This window comes from Pseudomonas sp. PS01299 (assembly GCF_029960145.1).
Classification (GTDB): Bacteria; Pseudomonadota; Gammaproteobacteria; order Pseudomonadales; family Pseudomonadaceae; genus Aquipseudomonas; species Aquipseudomonas putida_A.
Map to the genome: position 1 here is coordinate 1 of NZ_JASCPO010000416.1, position 2750 is coordinate 2750.

The window sequence follows — 2750 nt, forward strand, 5'->3', positions numbered from 1 at the left end:
CGATAGCGGTGTGTCAGGCACTAAAGCGGCTGAATGTTAAACCGCTATCGCGAGCAGGCTCACTCCTACAGGGTTCTCCTATGAATCAGAGCATAAAAAAAGTGGCCACCGCGCAAACGGGGCCACTTTTTTCTACAGCGTATTAATGACCGTACACGTCAAAGTCGAAGTACTTGTCCTGGACTTTCTTGTACTCGCCATTGGCGCGGATTTCGGTGATGGCCTTGTTGAATTTCTCGGCCAGCTCGGTATCGCCCTTGCGTACGGCAATCCCGGCGCCGCCGCCGAAGTACTTGGCGTCTTCGTAAGTCGGGCCGACGAATTCGAAGCCTTTACCGGCGTCGGTCTTCAGGAAACCGTCGCTGAGGTTGACCGAGTCGGCGAGCATCGCGTCGAGACGGCCGGATTTCATGTCCAGGTTGGCTTCCTGTTGCGAGCCGTAGCGCACCACTTCAAACCCGGCGTCCTTGGCCATATCGGTGGCGTAGCGGTCGTGGGTACTGGCGCGCAGCACGCCGACTTTCTTGCCCTTGAGCTCGGTCAGCGGATCTTTGACACCGGAGCCTTCCTTCATCACGAAGCGCGCCGGGGTGTGGTAGTACTTGATGGTGAAATCGACGTTTTTCTTGCGGTCGTCAGTGATGGTCATCGAGGACAGGATCGCGTCGATCTTCTTCACTTTGAGTGCCGGGATCAGGCCGTCGAACTCCTGCTCGACCCACACGCATTTGACGTCCATCTGTTTGCACAGGGCGTCGCCGATATCGACGTCGAACCCGGTGAGTTTGCCATCAGCGGTTTTCATCGAGAATGGCGGGTAAGCGGCTTCGATCCCCAGACGAATCGGTTTGGCGTCTTCGGCCACAGCGGTCAGGGACAACATCGACAGTGCCAGGGCACCGAACATCACTAGCTTCTTCATTTATTACTCCTGTGTGCGGAGGCTTTTATTGGCAGCTTTCGATTGGCGTTCGGTCATGGCCATTGAGCAGCAAAAACCGACGTGGCCGGCAGTCTATGGCGGCGCGCACAGGGCAAATTGTGTTTAGGCGACAAATACTTACAGAAAATCGGCGCACGCGTTGACCGGGATCAACGGTGCGCCGACATGGTGCAAAGGCTGTAGGACAAACTCCGATTCTGCTCAGGAAATGGCTGAAAAACCTGTCAGCATTCGCAGGCAATGACAACTCGGGCAGGCTGTTCGACACTCAGCGAAAATCCCTCATCCAGCCAGCCGGTCACGCCGCCAATCATCTCCTTGACCGGGTAACCCAACGCCGCCAGTTTCACCGCAGCCTTGTTGGCGCCGTTGCAGTGCGGGCCGGCGCAATAGACCACGAACAACGTGCTCGTCGAATACTCCACCAGGCCTTCGGCGGTCAGCAAGCGGGTCGGAATGTTGATCGCGCCCGGCACGTGACCGCGCTCGAACGCCAAAGGCCCGCGCACGTCGACCAGGACAAAATCGACTTCACCGGCTTCCTGGCTGCTGTACACGTCAGAACAATCGGTTTCAAACGTCAGACGGTTGCTGAAGTGCATCAGGGCAATCGCCGACGGTGCAGCAGGAATGTCGCGAACCAGGCTGGTCATGTTGTGTGGCTCCTTCATCTGTTGGGGTGTGAGCAGACTTTATCGGGCCGGCACTTGGCGCTACAGTGGCGCGCAAGACACTCACCGGGAATTTTCCGCCAAATGCCTGACTCACCTGGATTGGTCGCGATTCTGGCCTACGATGGCCTCTGTACCTTCGAGTTCGGCATTGCCGTGGAGATTTTCGGCCTGCCCCGGCCGGAATTCGATTTCCCGTGGTACGAGCACTGCATCGTCGCCGTTGATCAAGGGCCGATGCGCGCCATGGGCGGGATTCACGTATTGGCCGACGGCGGCCTGGAGCTGCTGGCGCAGGCGCGCACCATCATCATTCCCGGTTGGCGCGACCGCGAGGCCCCGGTGCCGCCGGCGCTGATCGACGCCTTGCGACAGGCCCACGCCCAGGGTGCGCGGTTGCTGTCAATTTGCTCAGGGGTGTTTGTGCTGGCCGCCAGTGGCTTGCTCGACGGCCACGGTGCGACCACCCACTGGCGCTACACCGATGAACTGGCGCGACGCTACCCGGCGATCGCGGTCAATCCGGATGTGCTTTACGTCGATTCCGGACAGTTGATCACCTCGGCGGGCAGCGCCGCCGGGATCGATGCCTGCCTGCATCTGCTGGCACGGGACTTCGGCACCCAGGTCGCCAATTCAGTGGCCCGGCGTCTGGTGATGTCGCCGCAACGCACTGGCGGTCAGGCACAGTTCATCCCCACGCCGGTCAGCGCGACGCCGCGAAACGACTTGTCGCGGGTGATGCAGTGGGCCCGCGAGCGCTTGCACCAACCGCTGGAAGTGCGCGATCTGGCCAGCGAAGCGGCGATGAGCGAGCGCACCTTTTTGCGCCGTTTCACCGAAGCCAGCGGACAATCGCCCAAAGCGTGGCTACAACACGAGCGACTGGCCCGGGCGCGGGAATTACTGGAGAGCAGCGTGCACAACACCGAGCAAATTGCCCTGCACTGCGGTTATCGCTCGGTGGAAAGTTTTCGCGTGGCGTTTCGCAGCGTGGTCGGGGTGCCGCCGTCGGTGTATCGGGAGCGGTTTGGGCGTGGGGTCAAGGCCATTTCTTGAGTTGACTGTGATGACCCCTTCGCGAGCAAGCTCGCTCCCACATTTGAAATGGGCCCCCCTGTGGGAGCGAGCTTGCT

At 60.2% G+C, this 2750-nt stretch carries 3 protein-coding genes; 1 reads left to right on the forward strand and 2 read right to left on the reverse strand.

Features of this window, described 5'->3' with window-relative positions; all coding sequences use genetic code 11:
* Positions 1-142: 142 nt before the first annotated feature.
* Both QMX91_RS30480 and QMX91_RS30485 read right to left on the reverse strand, forming a co-directional pair.
* Entirely contained in the window at positions 143-922 is a 780-nt protein-coding gene (locus tag QMX91_RS30480; RefSeq protein WP_003226194.1) for an ABC transporter substrate-binding protein, read from the reverse strand.
* 245 nt (positions 923-1167) lie between these two features.
* Positions 1168-1596: a rhodanese-like domain-containing protein gene (locus tag QMX91_RS30485; protein ID WP_139054640.1), complete on the reverse strand. Its 429-nt coding sequence runs from the start codon at positions 1594-1596 to the stop codon at positions 1168-1170.
* Between the two features lie 102 nt (positions 1597-1698).
* Between QMX91_RS30485 and ftrA the strand changes: the two genes are divergently transcribed.
* Entirely contained in the window at positions 1699-2673 is a 975-nt protein-coding gene (ftrA, locus tag QMX91_RS30490) for a transcriptional regulator FtrA (RefSeq protein WP_282413855.1), read from the forward strand.
* Positions 2674-2750 lie beyond the last annotated feature (77 nt).